This window comes from Pseudoalteromonas sp. M8 (assembly GCF_018141365.1).
GTDB lineage: Bacteria > Pseudomonadota > Gammaproteobacteria > Enterobacterales > Alteromonadaceae > Pseudoalteromonas.
In genome coordinates this window covers 2837759-2857001 of sequence record NZ_CP047240.1, presented here as the reverse complement: position 1 = coordinate 2857001, position 19243 = coordinate 2837759, and the positions used below count along the sequence as shown (strand labels likewise).

Here is a 19243-nt window from a genome sequence, read left to right as displayed (position 1 = left end):
ATTGTGAAAAAATTTATTAAATCATCAACACTAGCCATGACAGCAGCACTAATGATGGGTGCTTCAGGTAGCGCGCTTGCACACAAAGTCGGCATCGTAGACATGCAGGAAGTGTATAAGCAAATTCCACAAATGGCGAAAATTGAACAAACGCTACAAGCTGAGTTTGCTGAGCGTCGTCAAGAGCTTGAAAAAATTCAAGGTGACATTCGTTTCGAAGCTGAAAAATTTAAGCGCGAAGCGACGACTATGAGTGAAGAGCAAAAAGAAGCGCTTCGTGAAAAAATCCAAGGAATGCAAAAGACACTTGCTGAAAAAGGTCGTCCACTAGAGCAAGAAATTAAAGTTCGTCAAAACCAAGAGCTTGCTAAAGTACAAAAGCTAATCGTAGATGCGATTGAGGCTGTTGCTAAAAAAGGTAAGTTTGATGAAGTTAAAGTAAAAGATACGACAATTTACTTCAATCCTGATAAAGTAGCCGACCTTTCTGAAGAAGTGGTAAAAGCGGTTAGCAATAAGTAATGACAAAACTTCACACCTTATCTCAACTTGCTGAGTTTCTAGGTGCTCAGCTGCAAGGTGATGGCGATAAATCAATTCGAAATATCGCCACTCTCGCACAGGCAAAAGACGACCAAATCGCGTTTTTAGCCAACAGCAAATACCGTGGTCAGCTTGAAAGCACGACTGCGGGGGCCGTGATCTTGAGTGTAAAAGACGCGGATTATTTTGCGGGTAATAAACTCATTATCGCAGATCCCTATGTAGCCTATGCAAAACTTGCACAGAAGCTAGACTCAACACCTAGCGCAGCAGCAGGAGTTCATCGTACAGCAGTTATCTCTGATACCGCGACGCTTGGCGAAAATGTCAGTGTGGGTGCGAACGCTGTAATTGAAGATGGCGCTGTGATTGGTGATGATGTTGAGATAGGGCCAGGCTGTTTCATTGGAAAACATGCCAAAATAGGCGCAAAGACTAAACTCTGGGCAAACGTGACTATCTATCATGAAGTACAGATAGGCGAGCAATGTCTATTCCAGTCTGGTGCCGTAATAGGAAGTGATGGTTTTGGCTACGCCAACGAGAAAGGCGAGTGGGTTAAAATCCCTCAAGTTGGCACCGTAATTATTGGCGACCGTGTCGAAGTTGGCGCGAGTACCTCTATTGATAGAGGTGCGCTAGAAGACACCATTATTCATAGCAACGTCATTTTAGATAACCAGATCCAAATTGCCCATAACGTCGAAGTTGGTTACGGTACAGCCATCGCAGGCTGCACGGTATTAGCGGGCAGTGTTAAGATCGGCAAGTACTGCCAAATTGGCGGCATGACAGCAATCAATGGTCACAACGAAATTTGTGATGGGGTTGTCATTACTGGTATGAGCATGGTTACTAAAGGAATTACTGAGCCAGGGATCTATTCTTCTGGTTTACCTCACCAAACGAATAAAGAGTGGCGTAAGTCTATTGCACACTTACGCAATTTATCTGACTTTAAGTCGCGCCTGAAGGCACTTGAGCTGCTGACAGCACAGCTTAAAGATACTGATGTAGAATAAGGAAGCTATTTTGGCTAACGAATTAAACAGCTTTGATATCCAAGAGATTTTAAAACTTCTTCCGCACCGCTACCCAATGTTGCTTGTTGACAAAGTGGTAGACTTTAAGCCTGGCGAATATCTTCACGCGATTAAAAACGTGACGATTAATGAGCCTATTTTCACGGGTCACTTCCCAGAGCAACCTATTTTCCCAGGTGTGTTGATCCTAGAAGCGATGGCACAGGCAACTGGTTTACTTGGTTTTAAAACGGTCGAGAATCGCAGCGAGAATGAACTATACTTATTTGCAGCGATTGACAATGCACGTTTCAAACAACCTGTTCTACCGGGTGACACGATGCATTTGCACGTTAAGTTCGAAAAAGAACGCCGTAATATCTGGAAATTCAGTGCTGAAGCTAAAGTAGAAGGCAAAACTGTGTGTTCAGCTGAAATTATGTGTGCTAGAAGAGAGTTTTAATGGCTATTCATCCTACCGCAATTATCGAATCAGGCGCGCGTCTAGGCGAGAATGTTTCTGTAGGCCCTTATAGTTATATTGGCAATGACGTAGTCATTGGCGATAACTGTAAGATTGAATCACATGTTGTGATCAAAGGCCCATCTGAAATTGGTTCAGGCAATCACATTTTCCAATTCGCGTCAGTAGGGGAAGCCTGCCAAGATAAAAAGTACAAGGATGAACCAACCAAGCTAATTATTGGTGATAACAACGTTATTCGTGAGTGTGCGACCATCCATCGTGGCACAATTCAAGACGAAGGGATCACTCGAATTGGTAGCAACAACTTATTTATGGCTTACACCCATGTAGCACACGACGCAGTCATTGGCAGCAATGTGATTTTCGCTAACAATGCGAGTGTAGCCGGACACGTACATATTGGTGACTGGGTTATCCTTGCGGGTAATTCTGGTGTACATCAATTTTGTAAAGTGGGTTCACATGCCTTTATTGGTATGTACTCGGGTGTGAACCAAGACGTGCCGCCATTTGTTACAACGACTGGCACGCCAGCGAGACCCGTTGCAATTAATACTGAAGGCTTAAAGCGTCGCGGCTTTGAGTCTGATGAAATCATGGCAACAAGACGCGCATACAAAACGTTGTTCCGTAAGGGGCTGCGTTTAGAAGATGCGTTAGAAGCGCTAAAAGAAGAGGCTTCTGAGTTCGCAGCAGTTCAACAAATGATTGATTTTATTGCGACTTCTAATCGTGGTTTGATCCGCTAAACTTGAACCGCAATACAGGTTATACTTACGCCATACATTTTGTATGGCGTTTTTTTATACTGAAAAATAACAATGGCTAACGAAAAAAATATTACCATTGGCGTGGTCGCAGGAGAGTTATCGGGCGATATACTCGGAGCAGGCCTCATAAACGCGCTAAAACTTCATTACCCCAATGCCAATTTTGTCGGGATCGGTGGTCCTAAAATGCAACAAGCTGGTTGTAAAAGCCTGTTTGACATGGATGAACTGGCTGTTATGGGACTAGTCGAAGTGCTTGGTCGCTTACCTCGCTTGCTAAAAATTAAAAAGCAATTGGTGAATTACTTTATTGATAATCCACCCGATGTATTCATCGGTATCGATGCGCCGGATTTTAATTTGCGTGTTGAAAAACCGTTGAAAGCGGCTGGGGTTAAAACCATTCAGTATGTAAGCCCAAGTGTGTGGGCGTGGCGTCAAAAACGCATCCATAAGATTGCTGAAGCGACTAACCTAGTGCTGTCTTTGCTGCCGTTCGAAAAAGCCTTTTATGATAAACATGAAGTGCCTTGTACATTTGTGGGTCACACGCTAGCGGATGAAATTCCACTTGAGCCGGATACCGCAGGTGCGCGTGCACAGCTGAGCTTAAGTCAAGATGATACGGTTTTAGCACTGCTTCCTGGTAGCCGGGGCTCTGAAGTTGGCTTATTGAGTCGCACTTACCTTGCCACTGCAAAAAAACTAGTCGATAAAATTCCCGACTTAAAAATCGTCGTGCCTTTGGTAAACGAAAAGCGCAGAGCGCAGTTTTTGGAAGCCTTGAAGGAAGTTGCGCCGGAATTGAACCCGATTATGCTTGACGGCCAGTCAGCACTGGCAATGCAAGCTGCGGATAGCGTTTTACTGGCCTCGGGTACAGCCACACTTGAGGCGATGCTATATAAAAAGCCAATGGTGGTAGGGTATAAGCTAAATCCTAAGAGTTATTGGATTTTTAATACCTTTTTTACCTTTAACATCAAATACTTTGCTTTGCCGAATTTATTGGCTGACGCACCACTTGTGCCTGAATTTTTACAGGCAGAATGTAATCCTGACGCACTCGCTGATGCACTTTTCCCGATGTTAAAGGGCAATAATAGTAAGCTTGTTAGAAAGTTTTACGAGATACATGAGAACATTCGCCTAAATGCCAGCAAACAAGCGGCTCAGGCTGTAATGGAGTTAATAGATGCAAATTGAACGTCCTGATGTGCAGTATATTGCAGGCGTTGACGAGGTAGGACGTGGCCCGTTGGTGGGTGACGTTGTGACCGCTGCCGTTATTTTAGACCCAACCAAACCAATAGTAGGGTTAACCGACTCAAAAAAACTGTCAGAGAAAAAGCGCATTGCATTGGCAGAAGAAATAAAAGAAAAGGCATTATGTTACTGCATTGCGAGAGCATCAGTTGCAGAAATTGACGATCTGAATATTCTTCACGCAACGATGTTGGCGATGACACGCGCAGTTGAAGGGTTGGAAATTCAACCAAATCATGTATTTGTTGATGGAAATCGTTTACCTAAGCTAAGTGTTGCGGCAACCGCAGTTGTAAAAGGGGATAGCCTAGTTGCCGAGATAAGTGCAGCATCCATATTGGCGAAAGTCACCCGAGACAATGAGATGTTAGCACTCGATGCGGAATATCCAGAGTTTGGTTTTGCAGGCCACAAAGGTTATCCAACCAAAGCCCATTTTGCCGCACTCGAAGCACATGGTGTTACTCCGCATCACCGTACAAGCTTTAAGCCTGTGCAACGAATTTTGGCCGAGAAGGAGTAAACATGCCAGCCCCGCAATTTGTCCATTTGCGTGTACACAGTGACTTCTCAATGGTGGATGGTCTAGCAAAGACCAAACCAATTGTGGCTAGGGCCGAAGAGCTTGCAATGCCTGCGCTTGCCATCACCGATCAAATGAACTTATGTGGTTTGGTGCGTTTTTATGGTGGCGCACACGGGGCAGGGATTAAGCCAATAATTGGTGCGGATTTTTGGCTGAAGTCAGATCAGTTTCCTGATGAACCAAGCCGAATTCTCGTTCTCGCCAAGAACAATCAAGGGTATAAAAACCTCACCTTGTTGATCTCCGATGCCTATCTTCGTGGTCATGTATTCCATCGTCCTGTTATTGATAAAGAATGGCTCGCCAAATACAAAGAAGGGCTGATCCTTATCTCGGGCGCGAAAGATGGCGATTTAGGTAAAGCCATCTTAAAAGGCAATCCTAAGCTAATTGAAGAAACGCTGGCGTTTTACGAGCAACATTTTAGCGACCATTTTTATATTGAGCTGCAACGCACAGCACGTGCACAAGAAGAAGAATATCTCCATGGTGCTGTGGAGGTCGCGGCTGCGCGTAATATACCCGTCGTTGCGACGAATGAAGTGGTGTTTTTACACGAAAAAGACTTTGATGCCCACGAAATTCGTGTTGCTATTCACGACGGCTATACATTAGAAGACAAAAATCGACCAAAACGCTTTTCTAAAGAGCAATATTTAAAGACTTCTGAGCAAATGCAAGCGCTCTTTAGTGACATTCCAGAAGCTTTAGAAAACACCGTAGAAATCGCCAAACGCTGTAACGTGACGGTACAGCTTGGCACCTACTTCCTACCAGATTATCCAACGGGCGATCTGGCGATTGAAGATTTCTTGGTAAAAGTGTCGCGAGATGGCCTAGAAGAACGGTTGCAGTTCTTATTTCCTGATGAAAATGATCGCAAAGAAAAGCGTGGTGAATATGACGACCGTCTGCAGGTTGAACTCGATGTTATCAACCAAATGGGATTCCCAGGTTACTTCTTAATCGTAATGGAGTTCATTCAGTGGAGTAAGGATAACGGCATCCCTGTAGGTCCTGGTCGTGGTTCCGGTGCCGGCTCTTTGGTGGCATATGCGCTTAAGATCACAGATCTTGACCCACTTGAATTCGATCTTCTATTCGAACGATTCCTTAACCCCGAGCGGGTTTCGATGCCAGACTTTGACGTCGACTTCTGTATGGATAGACGAGACGAGGTAATTGATCACGTTGCTAAACTGTACGGTCGAGACGCCGTATCTCAGATCATCACCTTTGGTACGATGGCGGCAAAAGCGGTAATTCGAGACGTTGGTCGTGTGCTTGGTCACCCTTATGGCTTCGTAGATAGGATCTCTAAGCTTGTACCTGGCGACCCTGGGATGACACTTGCCAAAGCGTTTGATGTTGAACCTCGCCTGCCTGAAGCTTACGATAGCGATGAAGAAGTTCGTGAACTGATTGATAAATGTCGTATTCTTGAAGGCTGTACGCGTAACGCAGGTAAACACGCCGGTGGTGTTGTTATCTCGCCTACCACCATTACCGACTTTGCAGCGCTGTATTGCGATGAAGAAGGTAAATTCCCAGTTACCCAGTTTGATAAGAATGACGTAGAAACTGCAGGTCTGGTTAAGTTTGACTTCCTCGGTCTAAGAACGCTAACCATTTTGCAATGGGCGCTCGACATGGCGAACGAACGCCTTGGTAGAGAAAGTCGTGAGCCGATTGATATCGCTGCGATCCCATTGGATGACCCTGCAAGTTTTAAAGTGTTACTAGACGCACAAACAACTGCGGTATTTCAGTTGGAATCTCGTGGTATGAAAGACTTGATCCGTCGCTTGAAGCCAGACTGTTTCGAAGACATGATCGCACTGGTTGCGCTATTCCGTCCGGGTCCTTTGCAATCAGGCATGGTAGATAACTTTATCGACCGTAAGCATGGTCGTGAAGAAGTATCGTATCCAGACGCACAATACCAGCATGAAAGTCTACAACCCATACTGGAGCCAACCTACGGGATCATCCTATATCAAGAACAGGTAATGCAGATAGCGCAGGTGCTTGCCGGTTATAGTCTAGGTGGCGCTGACTTGCTTCGTCGTGCGATGGGTAAGAAAAAGCCTGAAGAAATGGCGAAGCAACGTGCAACGTTCGAAGATGGTGCCAAAGATAATGGCGTCGAAGGCGAACTTGCCATGAAAATCTTCGACTTGGTAGAAAAGTTCGCGGGTTACGGCTTTAACAAATCACACTCCGCAGCCTACGCGTTAGTGTCGTACCAAACGCTATGGATGAAGACCCATTTCCCTGCCGAGTTTATGGCGGCAGTAATGTCAGCGGATATGGATAACACCGACAAAATCGTAACCTTGGTAGATGAATGCGAAAATATGAAGTTGACGCTGCTACCACCAGACGTGAATGCCGGTGTCTACAAATTTGCTGTAAATCTTCAAGGTGAGATCGTCTATGGTTTAGGTGCGATAAAAGGGGTGGGTGAAGGCCCCGTTGAAGCGATCCTTGAAGCGCGAGCCCAAGGGGGAGAATTTAAAGATTTATTCGACTTCTGTGCGCGAGTTGATTTAAAGCGTCTAAATAAACGCGTGATTGAAAAGCTCATTTACGCAGGAGCGCTTGATAAGCTTGGCCCTGACAGAGATCAGCCTGGGCGCGCGACTTTACTGGCAAGCTTAAAAGATGCCATGAAGTCGGCAGAGCAGCATCACAAAGCCGAATCACTTGGACAGAGCGACTTATTTGGTTTGCTAGCAGTTGAGCCTGAGGAGGTTGAGCAAGCCTTTATCAAAGCCACGCCGCTTAGCGATAAAGAATGGTTAAATGGGGAAAAAGAAACCTTAGGTCTTTATCTAACAGGCCACCCAATTAACCAATATCGTAAAGAATTAAAATATTATACCTCTGGCAAGTTAGTTGACTTACAACCCGGTAATCGTGATACGGTAGCAACCGCGGCGGGACTGGTTATCAATGCTCGTACCTTGATAAACAAAAAAGGAGCGCGTTGGGGGCTTATCACTTTAGATGACAAAAGTGCCCGAATTGATGTACGCTTATTTCCTGAACAGTTTGAAATGTACCAAGAAATGCTGCAAATTAACCAAATCTTGGTAATATCTGGACAGGTCAGCTTTGATAACTTCTCTGGTGGCATTACAATGACCGCAAGAGAAATCTCTACCATTGCTCAGGCGCGAGAAAAGCGTATTAGTGCAATAAAAATGACGCTAAATATGGCTCAAATTGACGCGAACTTCTTTGATAATTTCAAAAAAGTGCTAGAACCATACAAATTTGGAACGTGTCCGGTAAAAATTAAATATCAGCGTCCTGATGCATTAGCAGAGTTAACATTAGGAACACAATGGTGTGTGACGCCAAGTGATGAGCTTTTAACTCGTTTATCACTGTTGGCGGCGCAGGAATTAGAATTAGAATTTAACTAAACAGGTAGTTTAGAGCATGAGCCTCAATTATCTTGAATTTGAACTTCCAATCGCTGAATTGGAAGCAAAAATCAAAGAATTACAAAACGTAAGCCGCTCTGGCGATTTAGATCTTAGCCTTGAAGAAGAGATAAGCCGCTTAAAAGACAAAAATGTTGAGCTAACCAAGAAAATTTTCGATGGTTTAGGTACTTGGCAAGTGTCTCAATTAGCGCGTCATCCGCTTCGTCCATATACTCGCGATTATATTGAACGCATTTTTACCGAGTTTGACGAGTTCGCAGGCGACCGTACTTTTGCTAACGATCCGGCTATTCTTGGTGGTGTTGCACGTCTTGACGACAAGCCAGTAATGATTATCGGTCAGCAAAAAGGTCGTGATACGGCTGAAAAAATCAAACGTAATTTTGGTATGCCAAAGCCAGAAGGTTACCGTAAAGCATTACGCTTAATGGAAATGGCTGAACGTTTTAAGATGCCAATCATTACCTTTATCGACACTCCGGGAGCTTACCCGGGTGTAGGCGCTGAAGAGCGCGGTCAAAGTGAAGCGATTGCACGTAACCTTAAGGTGATGGCAGCGCTTAAAGTGCCAACCATTTGTACTGTGATTGGTGAAGGTGGCTCTGGTGGCGCGTTGGCTATTGGGGTAGGTGACAGAGTAAACATGCTGCAATACAGCACGTATTCGGTAATTTCACCTGAAGGGTGTGCTTCTATTCTTTGGAAGAGTGCAGACAAAGCTTCCCTTGCAGCAGAAGCAATGGGTGTATCAGCTTCTCGCGTAAAAGAGCTGGATCTTATCAATAATATCATCGAAGAGCCGCTAGGTGGCGCACACCGCAATTACGATGCGATGGCAAAAAACCTGAAAGTGCAGCTTAAACGTGACTTGGCTGATCTTGAAGCGCTAAGCACCGAAGAGATGTTAGATCAGCGTTATAAGCGCCTGATGTCATTTGGTTATTGTTAATACGGGTTGCTGCTCGTATTGATATCAATGCTAATTTAAGTTAAAAAGCCGCTATTGAGCGGCTTTTTTTATTGATTGTAGAAAACATGATTAATAGTCGGGTTTACCAACAAGTAGAGTCAAGTTTAAAGGTATTGAGTTCCAGCCTTGACGCCAAAGGGTTGTGCATTGCCTTATCTGGTGGTGTGGATTCGGTTGTGTTGCTCCATCTTTGTCGAGAATATGCAAACAAGCATAACGTTATACTCCAAGCGGTTTATGTTAATCATGGCTTGTCACAGCACGCTACGCAGTGGCAGCAATTTTGCCAATCACTTTGTGAAACACTCAATGTTCCCTTTGTTGCAAAACAGGTTGTCATTACTCGGAAAACCCGCACTAGCCTTGAAGCGCAAGCACGCGAAGCTCGCTATCAAGCATTAGATGACGCGGCCAAAGCCGGTTTTGCAATCGTACTTGGGCAACATGCCGATGACCAAGTAGAAACTTTCTTACTGAGATTAAAGCGCGGCTCTGGATTACTCGGGCTTGGAGCGATGAGAGCGACTACTCAGCTGCCATCTGGGCGCTATTGTATTCGTCCGTTACTTGCCGTTAGTCGCAGTGACATTGAAGCATTTGCACAGCAGTTTGGCCTTGAGCATATTACTGATGAGTCCAACGCTGACGATGTGTTTGACCGTAACTTTTTACGCAATCAGGTGATCCCGCTACTTACCTCTCGATTCAATGGTTTTGTAGGTAACACACTGCGCAGTATTGATATTTTACAGCGCCAACAAGCCATAATTGATGAGGTGAGTGAAGAAGACTTGCAAAAGTGTCGTTGTCGGATGGCGCTAAATATCACGGCTTTACAACGGCTCTCTTGTGCAAGAAGAGATAATGTTATCAGACTGTGGCTATCAAAGCAGGGCATAGAGATGCCGAGTCACAAACAGCTAGATGAAATCGTACAACAGGCGTTTTTATCGCGCCAAGACAGTCAACTTGAAATTCGTTTTAAGCAAGGCGCAGTGAGGCGCTATCGTGACGCACTTTATTGGGTAACGGAAACTAGCCAAAAGCATGACATTGAGACCGTTAACCTCAACGAACTCAGCGGACAAAGTACACCTGTTGCTTTACAAACTGGCAAGGGGATCCGCAAACCTTTCACGGACGAAATCGTTAGCATTCGCTACGGCAGACTTAAAGATAAAATCAAACCACAGAGCAAACCTGGCTCTAATACCTTGAAACATTGGCTAAAAGATTTACACATTCCAAGCTGGGAGCGTGATTCTATTGCGGTTGTTTATTACAATGATACACCGGTTGCGGTGAACGGACTGTTTGTGAGTGCCGATCACGCAGAAGACAATGGCATTATTTGGGTAGTAAAAGATGACTGAAAGTAAAAAGATTGGCCAACAGTTAGCGCAAAAGGCACCTTATGCGGTGGTGTTCACTGCGGTGGTGTTTATCGTACTTTTTATGTCGAGTGAAGTGGTGTGGCTAAATCAAATATTTGCTTCCGCGTCAGGCATTATCAGTATCGTGTTTTTACTTCTGTATTGGCATGGTAAGGGTGGAATGTATTTTATTCTTGGCTTACTTGCGCCAATGCTTGCGGTGATGTTTTCAGTGTTACCCGATTTCCTTGCGCTTGCATGGGTAATAAATGGATTTTTTAACGGCGCGGCACTTGCCCTGATGGCCTACCTATACTTAGGAAAAGGTGCTCAGCGTTAACGCATAACACTGAGCAAAAGGGGAAGTGGTTTTTTTATACTGCGCGAGCGCAGTTTCGTCCGGCTGCTTTGGCGCGGTATAAGCCGCTATCCGAACGAGCAAATATGTTGTCGGCAGTATCATGGCTCGATGCCAGCGTAAAGCCAATGCTCGTGGTCACCGTATATTTAGCCAACATGCTCGACTTTCTTACGGCTTCCATAATTCTTTCTGCAATTACCTTGTTGGTGGTAAACGCAGGATCGTCAATTAAAATGGCGAACTCATCACCACCGAATCTAAATACCGAATCAGTTGCGCGCGTTGAGGTTTGCAAAATACGTGAAAACTCAACCAGCACTTCGTCACCGGCTTTATGACCATGAACATCATTCACCTGCTTAAAGTTGTCTAAATCTAAAAGCATTAGGCTAAAATTACGATGTTGACGACGGCAACGCTCGAGTTTCTCTTCTAAATTGTCAGTAAATTGACTGCGATTATAAAGTCCTGTTAGAGAGTCCTTAGTTGCTAATTGCAATACACGGTTGTACATCAAGGCATTACGCATTGGGTAAATTAAACAGGCGTGTAATTTTGACAATTTTGCCTTGATCGCTTCACTAAATGGAAACTCACTGAAATACACCAGCTGTCCTAAGTGCTCTTTTTCTAGCTCAAGATCAAACGTACTAGCCGGAAATTGGCTATCGCTGTCCTTCATCTGAAAGACACCAAGGCTACAATGGAACTGGAGCCCCGAAATTTTTGAAATTCTTGCCACATGCTCCGCGTAAATAGTCAACAGCTCTTCAATGTTGAGTGTTGTCTGAAGTTTGTCGACTAATCGCGCGTAGTGTTCACCGCCTTGCGTACTATACTGTTCAGAATTGAACGGCAAGTAATCGCCTCTGGTCGGCAATCTCTGTGTCAAAATATGGACATTTTCCATATTTCTTCCCCTTAAATACAACAATACATGATTAATATGCGAACTTTGTGCCAAAAATTTAAACTGGCTTAAAAACAAACGCTTGCTATATTTAAGAGAAAGAAAAAGAAATCCACCTTTATTCCCCGTCAATTTTTTCGCTCAGGAGGCAGATTGCAAAGTATCTTCGCGCAGGTTTTTGCCTTGCTGTTATGTGCAGTGATTTTAGTCTGGTCCTTTAAGCGGATTGGCTTGCCGCCTATTCTGGCTTATTTGCTCACTGGAGTCATTGCAGGCAGTCACGGCATTGGATGGATGAGTGACAGCCAAGAAATCCACTTTATGGCCGAGCTTGGGATCGTGTTTTTACTGTTCAGTTTAGGGCTTGAATTTTCCGTGCCAAAATTAATGGCAATGCGAAACGTAGTATTCGGTTTAGGGAGTTTGCAGGTCATCGTTACCACGATCATTGGTATGTTTGTGTTGCGTTTTATGCAATATGAGTGGGTGGGTGCATTTGTGATTGCAAGCCTCATTGCACTTTCTTCTACGGCGGTTGTGGTTAAGCTGTTAAAGGAGCTGGGGATGCTCAACACACGTCATGGTCAGCTCGGTATTGGCATGTTGTTATTCCAAGATATTGCCGTTGTGCCGCTGCTCATCGCGTTTCCGCTTATTTCCTCTGCGAGTAATTCAGAGCTGGCGTCAGCGCTACTTTTTGCATTTGCTAAGGGTGCGGTTGTGTGTCTGGTTTTATGGGCAGTAGGTAAGTGGTTACTACCTAAAATATTTAACGAAATCGCATTAGTAAGAACAGATGAGCTCTTTGTTTTATCTACTTTAGTTGTTGCCCTGTGCGCGGGTTCGCTCACTTATGCCTTCGGACTTTCAATGGCGCTCGGCGCATTTTTAGCGGGCATGATGTTAGGGGAAAGCCAATATCGGCATCAGCTTGAGGCAGAAATTAGACCGTTTCGAGATATTCTAATGGGACTCTTTTTTGTCACAGTGGGTATGCAACTAGATATTCCTTATGTGCTCGACCAATTTATTTATATTGTTGCAGCACTTGGCGCTGTGCTTGTGATCAAAGTGTTGATCATCGTTGGCGTTGCGCAGTTAATGGGAGAGCGTAAAAAAGACGCTTGGGGCGCTGGTATTTTGATCTGGCAAATGGGGGAATTTGGCTTTGTATTGGTTGCTCTTGCCAGTAAACATCAATTATTAGACAAGAATGAAGTGTCCTTCTTTATCACGCTTGGCGTGTTGTCTATGGCGTTAACGCCTTATCTTATTAGTAAAACCGCGCATATTCTCAATATCTTGGGAATAGAAAAAGACTGGCAACCCGAAGCGCCAAGTGGTTATAACGCGGCTGATTTAAAAAATCATGTTGTGATTTTTGGCTACGCGCGTGTTGGTCAAACTATCGCACGATTTTTACGTCCAGAGGCTATTCCATATATTGCGGTAGAGCGCAACCCGCAAATTGTACAAGACGCACAAATTGCGGGTGAGCCCGTGTTATTTGGTCATGCGGCACAAAAAACGCTGTTAAAGTCAGCAAATATTGATAAAGCGCGCTTGGTTATCATTACCTTTGATGACTTTGAACAGACGCAGGTGGTTGTTGACGCCATTCGTCGGCGTACCCACGAAGTGAAGATCTTGGTACGCATGAAAGATGACAGCTACATGGAGCAATTAAAAGCCATGGGCGTCGCAGAAGTTGTGCCAGAAACTTTAGAAGCAAGTTTGATGCTGGTTTCTCATGTGTTGTACATGTCTGGTGTGCCAATGCGCAGAATTTTTCGTCGCGTCAGTAAAGAGCGAGAAAATCGTTATCCGTATTTACATGGTTTTTTTGCTGGAGACAGCAGTGATCTGCATGAAGTCACAGGTGAGCGGTTAGAATATCTGCATGCCATTGCTTTGCCTGACCATGCATTTGCCGTTAATAAATCGATTGCTGAGCTTGAGCTCAACGTTAAGCGCGTTGATATTACTGCGTTAAGGCGTGACGGCGAAGAAATTGCTCAACCAGATGAGCAAACCGTTTTACGCGTTAATGATGTTTTGCTGTTAAAGGGGAAACCCCGCCGCGTTGAACGTGCGGAGCAGTTTTTACTCGATGGCCTACCGTAATAACGTTTCTTAAATTTATGCTTTTTTAACAGATCGCCGCGTAAAGCGTCTCCTACAACACGGAGTAGGCCTGCGTTCTTGCTCTATCTATGTGCCTTGATCATCAGGTGTATTAAATGACACGATATGCTTTTGTAACAAATGCATTTGAGTAAACAAAAAGGTTTCACCGTTAAAATCTGCCAAGTAACGGCTGTTACTGGGTACCTCTGCAAGGCGTTGATATATCCCTGTACTGAGATGATAAGACCATAGCTGGTTGTCGTTGTTTACGCCGTACAATATACCATCTTTATAAACGGCAAATGGCTGCGCTAACTGAGCGCGTAACGCATTGATCTCAGTCGGTATAGGATCTGTGTTTGTGTTAACAAGCCAAAAACGCTGATTCATATCTTGATACAGAAAATGCTCACTATCTACTTGCGTGGCCCAAACTACATTTTCAGAAACAATGAGTGAGGCCTCTTTGGTATCTTTATTAAGAATGTAAAGCCCCGCGTTTCCATTCTCCCTTGCTGTGACCAACAACGTTTTCGGCGTTAGCCACTGCAGGACAGAATCAATGGCAAGCGAATTAGCAATGAGGGTTTTCTCACCATTTAAAGACCAAATAGTGAGTCCTTGTTGTGTTGTGCCCGCTATCTCATTACCCGCAGGAGACCACACAATTCGTTTGCTGATATTGTCTTGCTGTGAATCGGTAAGCTGTGCAACACCTTGGTCATTATAAAGCCATAATTGCCTTGAACCAGTACGTGTAGACGTAAAAGCAATATGATCACCATAAGGTTGAAACTGAGGGTTGTCTTCCTTCATTGTTGTTCTGGCTATCTTTGCTGCCGCAGTGGTTTGGTGATTTCGTATTTGAGCAAGACTTAATGTAAAAATATCGGTATCGGCATTTATCTGTGTCGCTAAAATCTGTTTTCCATCAGCTGAAAAAGAAGCCTCCCTTAGATTTTTTCTACCCCCAGTATCAAGTGCAACCATTCTCCCGTTGGTTTGCAGTTTATAAAGTCCATTAGTCGTCGATGCGAGCAAATACTCGCCGCTTGGATGATAACTGACTTCAATTGGCTGTAATGGTGACAATTCGTGCGGTAGTAATATCTTTGCCGTGATCGTTGGTGTCTTATCGGGATTGTAAATATTCAGGTGATGAGAGTTGTGCTCATCAATGCTTACCATTGCGAAAACATTTTTATCTGCAAGATAGTCAAGAGTGTAGTTTTCAAAGTTTGGCATATACTCGGTAGTGCGGCTTTTTTTTGTCTTTAAATCAAAAAGGTAGGGCACTGCTTGTTTGGGACGTAAATGAGATAAGTAACTGATCTCGCCATTTTTCATCCAATTTGGACGCCATATGGGCTTTTCTTGGCAAGCAATAACGGCATGTGGATTTTGTGGTGAGTTGATTGCAGTATCGACATTTAGTGTGTTTAAAGACCAGCAAAAGGGAGACGTCTCTTGAGCCTTGCAATGACTCCGTTCGGTAAAAGTTAGTTGCTTTGCGTCCTGTGACCAACTTGGTTTTCCGTACACGCCCTGGCGAGCGGTTAAACGAGAGGTTTTGTGCGAGGCTAGATTTTTGACCCAAAGCTGACTATGGCAATTATCGCTAAAGCGCTGAAAAACAATCCATTGTCCATTGGGTGAGTAGCTGGCATTTGCATCCCATGCGTCACTTGTGGTCATTGGAGTAAAAGTAGGTTGAATAGGTACTCTGGGGGCGGTTTCGGGTGCAATTATAATAGTAAAGAGGTAAGCCGTGATAACTACCACTAGTGCCGCCACCCCAAATTTTGCAGCGCGTGGGCGAGATTTTTGAGTCGCTTTATGCGCGCTCGGCTTATCGCTTGTCGACGTAACGGATGCCTCTAAACTATAGCCTTTTTTACTGTGCGTTTTTATAAACTCTAACTCACTATCAGCATATTTGAATACTTGGCGAATTTGGAAAATGCAGCGCTGCAATGTATTGGGAGAAACAACTCTGTCGTGCCAAACGGTGTTAAGTAGTTGCTCAAAGCTCACTACTTCTCTGGGTTGTTTTGCCAATTCACAAAGCACCGCTATTGCTTTAGGGGGGAGCGCATAAGTCTGTTGGTCGATAACAATATGATTGCGGTTTACATCCACAAGGTGCTCTGCAATCAAAAACTGCTTTAATTCCATTTTAAAATTCTTTTTTCAGCGAATTATCAGCGAAAAATCAGCAAACTTTGCTGTTTTATCGCCCTGTTTTTTTCTAATGTAACACACTGATAAAAATAAACTAAAAAGGAAAGTCATGCGTTTTATTATTTTGCTATTGTTAATGCTACTTGCAGCATTGGGCAAGGTGTATGGGCAAACATTAGAACAACAAGCCATCACGATTGGATCTAAAATAACTTTTGCATCTAAGATATTAAGTGAGAATAGGGAGGTCATGGTTTATACGCCAAATGATTATGACCCTAAGAAACAATATCAAGTGTTGTACTTACTCGATGCAGAATTCTTTTTTACCCAAACCGTGGGCATTGTGGAGTCTTTGGTTAGCACTGGAAAAATACCAGCTACCATCGTTGTTGGGTTGAAAACCACGGTGAGAACAAGAGACTACTTACCGCCAATTAACGGTGAGGCTCAAAGTGATAGACAGCGCTGGATTAAAGAGAAGTTTCCTCAATTTGGCAAGACAACCGAGTTTACAGCCTTCTTAACTCAAGAGTTATTTCCTTTCATTGAGTCACAATATTTACTCAAACCTAATCGTACGTTAGTAGGGTATTCCAATGGTGGGATCTACGGACTACACACCTTTCTAAATAAGCCAGAGATATTTACTAATTATCTGCTTATTAGCCCGCCAGGTTGGTGGGGTGAGGAAGAGCTCGATCAGCAGTTTAAAGCACTTAGCAACTCAGCACATGATTTACGTCGCAATCTGTATATTAGTATCGCAGGGGAAGGAGGCGACTTTTACACCAACGGTATGCGAGTTGCGTCAAACCTGAAAGCACTTCGATCAAAAGAAGTAAATTGGCAATTTAGCCTCAAAGAATTGGAAACGCATCAAACTACGTTCTACCCAAGTCTCTATGAAGGACTAACAAAACTTTTTGATGATTTTTATTTTGAGCTTAATGAAGAAGCAGGAAAATATGCGCATATCTCTGATATTGAAGATTATTATCTAAAGCTCTCTAAGCGCTATGAGTTTGATGTGTTAGTGCCAGAGTCTATATACAGAGCACTTGCTGACGCGCAAATCAGCCATAAACGTGTAGACGCTGCACTTGCGACTTTAAATGCATTTGTCACGCGTTATCCCGACTCGTCTTATGCGCATGCAAGCCTAGGCCATGGATATTTAGAGAATAAAGCGTATAACAAGGCGTTGAAAAGCTTTAATCACGCCTTGCAACTTGCGAAAGCACAGCAAGTCGACGACCCGTCAGTATATGATTATTTTGAAAGCATGATAGCCCAAGCAAAAAGCAAAATCGTGCAGTAAGCTATACAGATCGCCGCGTAAAGCGTCTCCTACAACACAAAGTAGGAGCAGGTTCACCCTGCGATCTTTTATGCTTTTACTACCTGTCAAGCTTGCTCAATAAATGCTGCTTAACGGTGGGCCATTCTGAGGCGATAATCGAATACACAACAGTGTCTCTTAGCTCGCTGTTTCTACCGATCTGGTGGCTGCGCAAGATACCATCGAGTTTGGCGCCAAGCCGCTCAATCGCATTGCGAGAGGCATGATTAAAAAAGTGGGTTCTAAATTCAACGGCAATGGCGTCAAAATCTTCAAAAAGTTGCTGTAACAGCAAAAGCTTACACTCCGTGTTAACCGCTGTTCGACGTACTTTATCGCTGTACCAAGTATAGCCAAGCATGGCACGGCGATTGGCTATATCTGCATTGTAATAGCGGGTGGTTCCCACAATTTCGTTGCTGCTATTTAGCCTTACTGCATACGCAAGGTTGCCTTCAGATCCTTGGCTTATCGCAGTGTTAACATAGCGTTCCATATCGTCTGGATTGGGTACATTGGCATACCAAAGCTTCCAAGCTTCACCATCTTTTACTGCTTGTTGCAGGGCATTAATATGGGTTGTTGATAATGGTTCAAGGGTGACATGCTGTCCTATCAGTGGTTTATTAGCTGGCCACATGCGGTACTACTTCCTTATTTTGAGTATTTTGACGGTATCTTGTTTTGCAAGAGATACAGCTAAGTGATTTGGGTCAGTTACAAAAGCCAAGGCCGATATATTGGCTAAAGGATTGGTCAAATCATCAAAAGTTGCGATATGTGTGAGCTTGCCCGTTGCGGTAACGCTAAACTCTGCAATACCAGAGCTACTCTCTGAGGCTGCGAACAACCTTTTGCCATCAGCAGCAAGTAACAAGGTGGAGACACCGTTAAGTGGCTTGCCAACTTGGTTTGCATCAATGGTCTGGAGTAAATGATATTGACCATTTTGTTGACGCTCAAAGGCTAAAATGCTGTTACTGCCCGCCGCTGCAACATAAAAAACAGTGAAATCTGAGCTTGCAACTAAGGCTTGTGGTTTACTGAGTGCGAGCAAGTTAGTGTCGTTTTTAACGATGCGCTGCTTAACAGTATAAGTACCATTTGTCTGTTGCCATAGCGTAATGACATCGCCTTCATAACCTGCAACGATAAGCGCGTTAGCCTCTTTACTTACTAGCACATCCACAGGCCCACCCATATCAGTTTGCTCAGCGCTATCAATAGGGCCTAGCCACGTCACGCTGTTTGTAGGCGTGATCCTAAAAGCAGTGATGGTATTGCTTTTAAAACTTGGGATAAATGCATAGCGCTTGTCGCCACTTAAACTAATTTTCCAAGGTGCAAACAAGCTAAGGGTGTCATGATCTGAGGCATTTTTGGTTGGATCAAACACCACTTTGTAAGACACTTCGTCAGAAAAGGTTTGCACAAGGTTAAACTTACCCGTTTTATCTTTTGCAAACACATTTAATGCACCATCGTAAAAGCTAGTGTTAAGAATGAGATTGCTATTTACGAATACCGCATCGGATGCGCCAGTAAGTAAAAGCGGTTGCGCATCGCTCGATTGAAAGAGTTGATTTTGGACTAGCTGCTTATTTGCATCAAGCGTAAATGTAACCACTGCGTTATCGTCGCCACTTACTGCAACGGCCTGCGTACCTTGGTGATTAAAACGCAGCTGCCTTGGATTATCTAAGCCGCTAAACCCAGCAGTGTTATTTTGGATGGTTTGAACAACGTCGAACGTGTGGCTGTGTGCGCTAAATGAAATTGACCCAAGTGCGATAAGCATAAGTGCGCTTATAGTAGGTTTATACATCTTTACTACCTATTTTTATTATGAT

Annotated in this window: 16 protein-coding genes; 12 read left to right on the top strand and 4 right to left on the bottom strand. The window is 44.0% G+C overall.

Annotation, left to right across the window (positions count from 1 at the left end; translation table 11 throughout):
* Positions 1–3: 3 nt before the first annotated feature.
* The 10 genes from GSF13_RS17575 to GSF13_RS17530 all read left to right on the top strand — a co-directional run bounded on the left by GSF13_RS17575 (position 4) and on the right by GSF13_RS17530 (position 10812).
* Complete coding sequence (locus GSF13_RS17575) at positions 4–522, top strand: OmpH family outer membrane protein (protein WP_010606776.1); 519 nt, start codon at positions 4–6, stop codon at positions 520–522.
* Positions 522–1565, top strand: a complete 1044-nt coding sequence (gene lpxD, locus GSF13_RS17570; RefSeq protein ID WP_211866556.1) for a UDP-3-O-(3-hydroxymyristoyl)glucosamine N-acyltransferase — start codon at positions 522–524, stop codon at positions 1563–1565. Before GSF13_RS17575 ends, lpxD begins: the two co-directional genes overlap by 1 nt.
* Positions 1566–1575: 10 nt before the next feature.
* The gene (gene fabZ / locus GSF13_RS17565; RefSeq protein WP_010371351.1) at positions 1576–2028 is read left to right on the top strand and encodes a 3-hydroxyacyl-ACP dehydratase FabZ; all 453 of its coding nucleotides are present in this window, start codon (positions 1576–1578) and stop codon (positions 2026–2028) included.
* Complete coding sequence (lpxA, locus tag GSF13_RS17560) at positions 2028–2801, top strand: acyl-ACP--UDP-N-acetylglucosamine O-acyltransferase (RefSeq protein WP_088530226.1); 774 nt, start codon at positions 2028–2030, stop codon at positions 2799–2801. The genes fabZ and lpxA overlap by 1 nt, the downstream gene beginning before the upstream one ends.
* A gap of 72 nt (positions 2802–2873) precedes the next feature.
* Complete coding sequence (gene lpxB / locus GSF13_RS17555; RefSeq protein WP_010606779.1) at positions 2874–4028, top strand: lipid-A-disaccharide synthase; 1155 nt, start codon at positions 2874–2876, stop codon at positions 4026–4028.
* Complete coding sequence (rnhB, locus tag GSF13_RS17550) at positions 4018–4611, top strand: ribonuclease HII (protein ID WP_010606780.1); 594 nt, start codon at positions 4018–4020, stop codon at positions 4609–4611. Before lpxB ends, rnhB begins: the two co-directional genes overlap by 11 nt.
* Before the next feature lie 2 nt (positions 4612–4613).
* The gene (dnaE, locus tag GSF13_RS17545) at positions 4614–8105 is read left to right on the top strand and encodes a DNA polymerase III subunit alpha (protein WP_102057105.1); all 3492 of its coding nucleotides are present in this window, start codon (positions 4614–4616) and stop codon (positions 8103–8105) included.
* Positions 8106–8121: 16 nt separating this feature from the next.
* Complete coding sequence (accA, locus tag GSF13_RS17540) at positions 8122–9078, top strand: acetyl-CoA carboxylase carboxyl transferase subunit alpha (protein ID WP_010606782.1); 957 nt, start codon at positions 8122–8124, stop codon at positions 9076–9078.
* 86 nt (positions 9079–9164) lie between these two features.
* Complete coding sequence (gene tilS, locus GSF13_RS17535) at positions 9165–10472, top strand: tRNA lysidine(34) synthetase TilS (RefSeq protein ID WP_211866554.1); 1308 nt, start codon at positions 9165–9167, stop codon at positions 10470–10472.
* A complete protein-coding gene (locus GSF13_RS17530) occupies positions 10465–10812 on the top strand; it encodes a hypothetical protein (RefSeq protein WP_206471036.1) in 348 nt (115 codons plus the stop codon). The genes tilS and GSF13_RS17530 overlap by 8 nt, the downstream gene beginning before the upstream one ends.
* 34 nt (positions 10813–10846) lie before the next feature.
* Here GSF13_RS17530 and GSF13_RS17525 read toward each other — a convergent pair whose 3' ends face one another.
* Positions 10847–11743 carry a GGDEF domain-containing protein gene (locus tag GSF13_RS17525; RefSeq protein WP_102057103.1) on the bottom strand — a complete coding sequence of 299 codons (897 nt, stop codon included), beginning with the start codon at positions 11741–11743 and terminating at the stop codon, positions 10847–10849.
* Between the two features lie 153 nt (positions 11744–11896).
* On the opposite strand from GSF13_RS17525, the gene GSF13_RS17520 reads away from it, so the two are divergent.
* Complete coding sequence (locus tag GSF13_RS17520; RefSeq protein ID WP_174170041.1) at positions 11897–13867, top strand: monovalent cation:proton antiporter-2 (CPA2) family protein; 1971 nt, start codon at positions 11897–11899, stop codon at positions 13865–13867.
* A gap of 87 nt (positions 13868–13954) precedes the next feature.
* Here the strand turns inward: GSF13_RS17520 and GSF13_RS17515 are convergent, their stop codons facing one another.
* Entirely contained in the window at positions 13955–16045 is a 2091-nt protein-coding gene (locus tag GSF13_RS17515) for a winged helix-turn-helix domain-containing protein (RefSeq protein WP_206471035.1), read from the bottom strand.
* Between the two features lie 115 nt (positions 16046–16160).
* Between GSF13_RS17515 and GSF13_RS17510 the strand changes: the two genes are divergently transcribed.
* Positions 16161–17372: an alpha/beta hydrolase-fold protein gene (locus GSF13_RS17510; protein ID WP_211866552.1), complete on the top strand. Its 1212-nt coding sequence runs from the start codon at positions 16161–16163 to the stop codon at positions 17370–17372.
* Between the two features lie 79 nt (positions 17373–17451).
* Here GSF13_RS17510 and GSF13_RS17505 read toward each other — a convergent pair whose 3' ends face one another.
* On the bottom strand, positions 17452–18033 hold the full coding sequence (locus GSF13_RS17505; RefSeq protein WP_211866550.1) for a GNAT family protein: 582 nt from the start codon (positions 18031–18033) through the stop codon (positions 17452–17454).
* 6 nt (positions 18034–18039) lie between these two features.
* The gene (locus GSF13_RS17500) at positions 18040–19218 is read right to left on the bottom strand and encodes a beta-propeller fold lactonase family protein (RefSeq protein WP_211866547.1); all 1179 of its coding nucleotides are present in this window, start codon (positions 19216–19218) and stop codon (positions 18040–18042) included.
* Positions 19219–19243: the final 25 nt, after the last annotated feature.